General features: G+C 76.1%; 5 protein-coding genes. 4 read left to right on the top strand and 1 reads right to left on the bottom strand.

The genetic code is table 11. The features are described 5' to 3' along the window. Window positions 1-491: 491 nt before the first annotated feature. Window positions 492-2,015 carry an aldehyde dehydrogenase (NADP(+)) gene (locus tag ACZ6Y1_RS32590; protein ID WP_469638368.1) on the bottom strand — a complete coding sequence of 508 codons (1,524 nt, stop codon included), beginning with the start codon at window positions 2,013-2,015 and terminating at the stop codon, window positions 492-494. Window positions 2,016-2,160: 145 nt separating this feature from the next. Between ACZ6Y1_RS32590 and ACZ6Y1_RS32585 the strand changes: the two genes are divergently transcribed. From ACZ6Y1_RS32585 to ACZ6Y1_RS32570, 4 genes are all read left to right on the top strand, one after another. Then, window positions 2,161-3,015 (top strand): IclR family transcriptional regulator, encoded by an 855-nt coding sequence (locus tag ACZ6Y1_RS32585; RefSeq protein WP_469638365.1) that lies wholly within the window; start codon window positions 2,161-2,163, stop codon window positions 3,013-3,015. A 92-nt stretch (window positions 3,016-3,107) separates the two neighbouring features. Next, a complete protein-coding gene (locus tag ACZ6Y1_RS32580) occupies window positions 3,108-4,160 on the top strand; it encodes a hypothetical protein (protein WP_469638362.1) in 1,053 nt (350 codons plus the stop codon). Next, window positions 4,160-5,458 (top strand): sensor histidine kinase, encoded by a 1,299-nt coding sequence (locus ACZ6Y1_RS32575; RefSeq protein WP_469638359.1) that lies wholly within the window; start codon window positions 4,160-4,162, stop codon window positions 5,456-5,458. The genes ACZ6Y1_RS32580 and ACZ6Y1_RS32575 overlap by 1 nt, the downstream gene beginning before the upstream one ends. Further along, on the top strand, window positions 5,455-6,129 hold the full coding sequence (locus tag ACZ6Y1_RS32570) for a response regulator transcription factor (protein ID WP_469638356.1): 675 nt from the start codon (window positions 5,455-5,457) through the stop codon (window positions 6,127-6,129). Before ACZ6Y1_RS32575 ends, ACZ6Y1_RS32570 begins: the two co-directional genes overlap by 4 nt. The last annotated feature ends 38 nt before the right edge of the window (window positions 6,130-6,167 follow it).

Genomic DNA, 6,167 nt, shown 5'->3' with positions numbered 1-6,167 from the left:
CCCGGCCGCGGTCCGGCCCCTGGCCTCCGGCCCGGCCGCGGGGCGGCATCCGCCCCGGCCCTGGGCCGGCCTGCGGCCCCGGCCCCCGGTTGCGGCCCCTGGCTTGGCCCCGGTCCCTGGCTCGGGTCCCGGCCCCTGGTTCAGCCTCCGGCCCCGCCCTTGCCCGGCCGCGGTCCGGCCCCTGGCCTCCGGCCCGGCCGCGGGGCGGCATCCGCCCCGGCCCTGGGCCGGCCTGCGGCCCCGGCCCCCGGTTGCGGCTCCTGGCTTGGCCCCGGCCCCTGGCTCGGGTCCCGGCCCCTGGCTCGGCCTCCGGCCCCGCCCTTGCCCCGGCCGCGGTCCGGCCCCTGACCTCAGGCCCCGGCCACGGGGCGGCCTCCGGCCCCGGCCCCGGCGTGGCCTCCGGCCCCGGCCCCCGCCCGGCTACCGGCCACGGCCCGGCACCGGCCCCGGCGTCAGTGGCCGGTGCCGGGCCGTCGGGGGCCGGGCCCGGCTCAGTCGCCTGTCACTCGGCGCGGCAGACCCAGCGGGTTGGCCTCGCGCAGCTCCGCCGGGAGCAGGGCGTCGGGGACCGACTGGTACGCCACGGGGCGGAGCCAGCGCTCGATCGCGGTCGCGCCGACCGACGTCGAGTGGGAGGTCGCCGCCGGGTACGGGCCGCCGTGGTGCTGGGCCGGGGCCACCGCGACACCGGTCGGCCAGCCGTTGACCACGATCCGGCCCGCCAGCGCCGTGACCAGCCCGATCAGCTCGGCGGCCGGGCCCGGCGCGCCCTCGGTCTCGGCGGCCGACAGCTGCAGGGTGGCGCTCAGGTTCCCGGGGAGCAACCCGAGCACCGCGCCGGCCTCGCGCTGGTCGGCGTACCGGACGACCACGGTGACCGGGCCGAAGCACTCCTCCAGCAGGACCTCGTACGGCCCGCCCTCCAGCAGGCGCCGCGCCGGCACGGTCAGGTATCCCGCCCCGACGGTGTGCTCCCCGCCGGGGCCCGGGGTGACGGGCGCGCCGACCCCGGAGAGCGCGGCCCGCTCGCGCACCCCCTCGATGAAGTTGTCCCGCATCCGGTGGTCGAGCAGCACGCCCGGTTCGGTCTCCCCGAGCGCCTTGGTGAGCGCGCCGGTCAGCCGGTCGCCGTCCGCGCCCTCGGGCACCAGTACCAGGCCGGGCTTCACGCAGAACTGGCCGACCCCGAGGGTGACCGAGCCCGCGAGACCGCCGCCGATCTCCTCGGCGCGCTCGGCCGCAGCCGCCGGGGTGACCACGACGGGGTTGAGGGAGCCGAGTTCGCCGTGGAAGGGGATCGGCACGGGCCGCGCGGCGGCCGCGTCGAACAGGGCTCGCCCGCCCCGGACCGAACCGGTGAACCCGGCCGCCGCCACCAGCGGGTGGCGGATCAGCGCCAGCCCGGCGTCGAACCCGTGGACCACGGTCACCACATCGGCCGGGAGCCCGGACTCGACCGCTGCCCGGCGCAGCAGCGAGGCACACAGCTCCGAGGTGGCCGGGTGGTCGGGGTGCGCCTTGACGACCACCGGGCAGCCGGCGGCCAGGGCGCTCGCGGTGTCCCCTCCGGGGACGGAGAAGGCCAGCGGGAAGTTGGAGGCCGCGTACACCGCGACCACGCCGAGCGGCACCTTGTAGCGGCGCAGCTCGGGGCGCGGCGGGGTCAGGGAGGGGTCGGCGCGGTCGATGCGGATGTCGAGGTACGCCCCCTCGTCCACGGCGTCGGCGAAGGCGCGCAGTTGGCCGGTGGTGCGGGCGAGTTCGCCGGTGAGCCGGCCGGGGCCGAGCGCGGTCTCCGCGTCGGCGGCCTCGATGACGTGCGCGGCGGACTCGTCGAGCAGTGCGGCGGCCGCGCGCAGGAAGGCGGCGCGGGCGGTGGCGTCGGCGAGGGCGCCACGGGCGGCGTGGGCGGTCCGTACGGCTGCGTCCACCTCCTGGGGCGTGGCTTCCACCGCGACCTGCTCGCGCTGCTTCCCGGTGCGGGGGTCCACACTCCAGACTGGTGTCGTTGTCATGGCCCGCTGCCTCCTGGATCGTTCAGTATTCTGAACGGCGTTCCGGTGGATGAATGATCACATCTGCTGCGGACTCTATTTCCGCGTCCTGCGCGTGACAAGGGGCGATCGGACGCGGCCGGAGGCGAGCAGAGGGGAAGCGCCCATGACGACGACCGAGGCGGGGCCGCCGGACCAGGGGCCGGACCAGGGGCCGGACCAGTGGACGCCGGACCAGGGGGCGACTCACGGGGCGCCCGCGGCGGCGCAGGGGGCGGCGGTCAAATCGGCGGTCCGGACCGTCCTGCTGCTGGAGCACTTCGCGGCGCGCCCCGGGCTGCACAGCCTGGCCGACATCCAGAACGACCTCTCGCTGCCCAAGTCCAGCCTGTACATGCTGCTGCGCACGCTGGTGAACCTGGGCTGGGTGGAGACGGACGCCACCGGCACGCGCTACGGCATCGGCGTACGGGCCCTGCTCGTGGGCAGTTCGTACATCGACGGCGACGAGGTCGTCGCGGCCGCCCGGCCCAGCCTCGACCGGCTCTCCGACGACACCACCGAGACCATCCACCTGGCCCGGATGGACGGGACGAGCGTGGTGTACCTGGCCACCCGCCAGTCGCAGCACTACCTGCGGCCCTTCACCCGGGTGGGGCGGCGGCTGCCCGTGCACTCGACGGCACTCGGCAAGGCCCTGCTGGCCACGCACACGGACGAGGAGGTACGCGCGCTGCTGCCGCGGCGGCTCGAGGCCGTCACCGAGCACACCGTCACCGACCGCGAGCGGCTCATCGAGGAGCTGGCGCTGGTCCGGGAGCAGGGGTACGCGGTGGACCGGGAGGAGAACACGCTCGGGCTGCGCTGCTTCGGGGTGGCGATCCCGTACCGGACCCCGGCACGGGACGCGGTGAGCTGCTCGGTGCCGGTGGCCCGGCTGACGCCGGGGCACGAACAGGTCATCAAGGCGGCGCTGTTCGAGGCGCGGGACCGGCTGTCGGTGGTGACGCGGCGCATGTGAGGCGGGGAGGCAGCGGTTCCTCCCCCAGCCGGGGGAGACGGTTCCCCTTCGAGGGGGAGGTGGCGGGGGGCGGGGCGCGGGACCGTTGGGTCATGACCACACGAGCAGTTCACCCGACGCGTGCGGCGCGGCCGGAGCCGCAGTCCGCGCCGCAGCCCGAGGAGCCGCGGTCCGCGCGGCAGTCCGCGCCGCAGCCCCATCGGCCGACCTCCGTTCCGGGGGCCGGTCGGCGGATCCTGCGCGTGGCGGCCCTGGCCGCCACCGTGCCCTACCTGACGCTCAAGACCGCCTGGCTGGCGGGGAGCGGGATCGGCATACCGGACGGCAGCGTGCTGCTCGATCCGGGGCCGTACTTCATGGTGGCGAATGCCGTCACGGTGGCCATGGACGCCTGTGTGATCGTGCTCGTCCTCGTGCTCACCCGGCCCTGGGGGATGCGGGTGCCGGCCTGGCTGCTGGCCGTCCCGGTGTTCGTGGCGACCGGACTGCTGACCCCGATCATCACCGGATTCCCGGGCCAACTCCTCATACGCTTGCTGGGCTTCGGGGAGACCGCCGCCGCCAAGGCGGCACGCGAGCCCTTCCTGGACCCCTGGGTGTTCAACGTCGTGTACACCGGATTCGCCGTCCAAGGACTCGCCCTGGCCGGGCTGTTCGTGCCCTACGCGCGGGAGCGGTGGGGGCGACGCTGGCAGGGCGTGCTGGGGCGGAGGCTGCCGTCGTCCACGGGGGTGGTGGCGGCAGCCTCGGCTGCGGCCGCCCTGGCGGTCGCAGCGGCGCACGCCTACTGGGCCTTCGGGGGCGGGGCGGGGCTGGGAGCGGAGCGGGCGGCGGCCTACTCGGCGGAGACGGCCGTGGTGACCGTCGTCCACGGGACGTGCGCACTCGCGGCGGGCGCGGGCGCCCTGCTCCTGGCCCGCGGGGGGACGCTGCGGGCCAGGTGGCCGCTCGCCCTCACGTGGGTCGGCGCGGGGGCGACCCTGACCTGGGGGGCCTGGATGCTGACCGCCTCGCTGGGACCGCAGCTGGACGGAGGTGAAGGGCCCCCGGCAGCAGCGCTGCTGACCTACGCTGGCCAGATGATCACCGGATCGCTCGCCGCCGCAGTCCTCACCCGGTTCCTCATATCCCGCAGAGAGGACTGATGCGCCACGGCCTGGCCAGGCTGCTGGGCCGGGGGGCCAGGCTGCGCTGGGTGCACCTGATCCTCGGCGGGGCCCTGCTGATGCCGTACTTCCTCCTGGCGCAGGTGGGGGTCGGCATGGCGGCCGGCGGGGTCAACGCCCTCAACTCCTTTCCGCTTGCCCTCGTCTCCTACGCCGCCGCCCTGCCGCTGGCCGCGGCCAGCGCGGTCTTCGGGCCCGTGCGGCCGCTGTCGGTGACGGCCGTCCGGGCCCTGTGCGGGGTGCCGGGGGACCGCCTGGCGCAGGGGCCGGCCGGATCCTGGGCCGCGCGGGGCCGGACCTGCGCCTGGTGGACCATGCACCTGGGGGTCGGGGCGGTGGTCAGCGGGGTCACGCTGGCGGTACCGCCCTTGGGGGTCGCGCTCATCGCGCTTCCGTTCGTGAGCGGGCTGCGGGAGGCACGGCTCGGGTTCGGCTGGTTCTCCACCGAGGCCCACCCGTACGCGGCACCGCCGGTCGGGATCGCCCTGCTGGCCGGGCTCGTCCTGGTCGCGGCCGGGAGCGGGGCGCTGCTGGCGCGGCTGGCACCCGTACTGCTCGGGCCGACCGCGGCGGACCGGCTGGCCGCCGCCGAGGAACGGGCCGCGGACCTGGCCGTGCGCAACCGGCTGGCGCGGGAGCTGCACGACGCGGTCGGGCACGCGCTGAGCGCCGTCACCCTGCAGGCGGTCGCCGCCCGGCGGGTGCTGGACCGCGACCCGGAATTCGTCCGGGAGGCGCTGGCCGCCATCGAGGACACCACCCGGCGGACCGTGGGCGAGCTGGACGCCGTACTGGGCCTGTTGCGCGACGGGGACCCGGCGCAGCCGGACGCCGCGCCGGCCCCCACCCTCGCCGACGACCTCGACGGACTCCTGGCCCGCACCCGGGCGGCCGGCACCACCGTCACCGCCCATCAGGATCCCGGGCCCGTCCGGGACTGGGCGCAGTTGCCGGCGATCGCCTCGCGCGAGGCCTACCGGATCGTCCAGGAGGGCCTCAGCAACGCACTGCGCCACGGCTCCGGCCCGGTGGAAGTGCGGATCCGCGTACACGAGGGGGACGGCCCCCGACGAGAAGGAGCGCACCGTGAACTGGAGATCACCATGACCAATCCGCCCGCCGTGCCCGACGGCCGGGAGCCCCGCACGACCGGGGGCCGGGGCCTGCGTGGTGCGGCCGAACGGGCCGTGCTGCTCGGCGGCGCCGTCGAGGCGGGTCCGCACGAGGGCGTCTGGCGGCTGAAGGCGGTCCTTCCGCTGGGGGAGGGGGTCCGATGACCGCGCCGGGCAGGCCCCCGCTGCGCATCGTGCTCTGCGACGACGAGCGGATGGTCCGCACCGCGCTGCGGGTCATCCTCGAAGCCGAACCCGACCTGGAGGTGGTCGGTGAGGCGGCCACCGGCGCCGAGGCGGTCCCGCTGGTCCGCTCGCTGGCGCCCGACGTGGTACTGATGGACGTCCGGATGCCCGAGATAGACGGGATCAGGGCCACCGAGCAGATCCTCGCCACCATGCCCGAGCCGCCCCGGATCGTGGTGGTCACCACCTTCGAGAACGACGACTACGTCTACGACGCGCTGCGGGCGGGTGCCTCCGGCTTCCTCCTCAAGCGCGCCGACCCCGACGAGCTGCTCGGCGCGGTCCGGCTGGTGGCCCGCGGCGACTCCCTGCTCTTCCCCGCCGCCGTCCGCTCGCTCGCCGAGGCCCGGTCGCCCCGTAAGCCGTCCGGCACCGCGCCCTGGGTGTCCCGGCTCACGGACCGGGAGGCCGACGTACTGCGCCTGATGGCCACGGGGCTGTCCAACCACGAGATGAGCGAACGCCTCGGGGTCGGCCCGCAGACGGTGAAGACCCATGTCGCGGCGGTCCTCACCAAGACGGGCTCCCGCGACCGCACGCAGGCGGTCATCGCGGCCTACGAGGGCGGTTTCGTCATGAAGAAAAGCTGAGAACCCGGCCACAATCGGTGCAGAGCGGAACGGCCGGG

It is taken from the genome of Streptomyces sp. NPDC053432 (genome assembly GCF_055585365.1).
The sequence above is the reverse complement of the archived record's forward strand: the minus strand, read 5'-3'. Positions and strand labels throughout refer to the sequence as shown.

Bases quoted from the DNA above. Each gene is read 5' to 3' on its own strand.
- ACZ6Y1_RS32590 (WP_469638368.1), bottom strand. From the start codon at position 2,015: ATGACAACGACACCAGTCTGGAGTGTGGACCCCCGCACCGGGAAGCAG.
- ACZ6Y1_RS32585 (WP_469638365.1), top strand. From the start codon at position 2,161: ATGACGACGACCGAGGCGGGGCCGCCGGACCAGGGGCCGGACCAGGGG.
- ACZ6Y1_RS32570 (WP_469638356.1), top strand. From the start codon at position 5,455: ATGACCGCGCCGGGCAGGCCCCCGCTGCGCATCGTGCTCTGCGACGAC.
- ACZ6Y1_RS32575 (WP_469638359.1), top strand. From the start codon at position 4,160: ATGCGCCACGGCCTGGCCAGGCTGCTGGGCCGGGGGGCCAGGCTGCGC.
- ACZ6Y1_RS32580 (WP_469638362.1), top strand. From the start codon at position 3,108: ATGACCACACGAGCAGTTCACCCGACGCGTGCGGCGCGGCCGGAGCCG.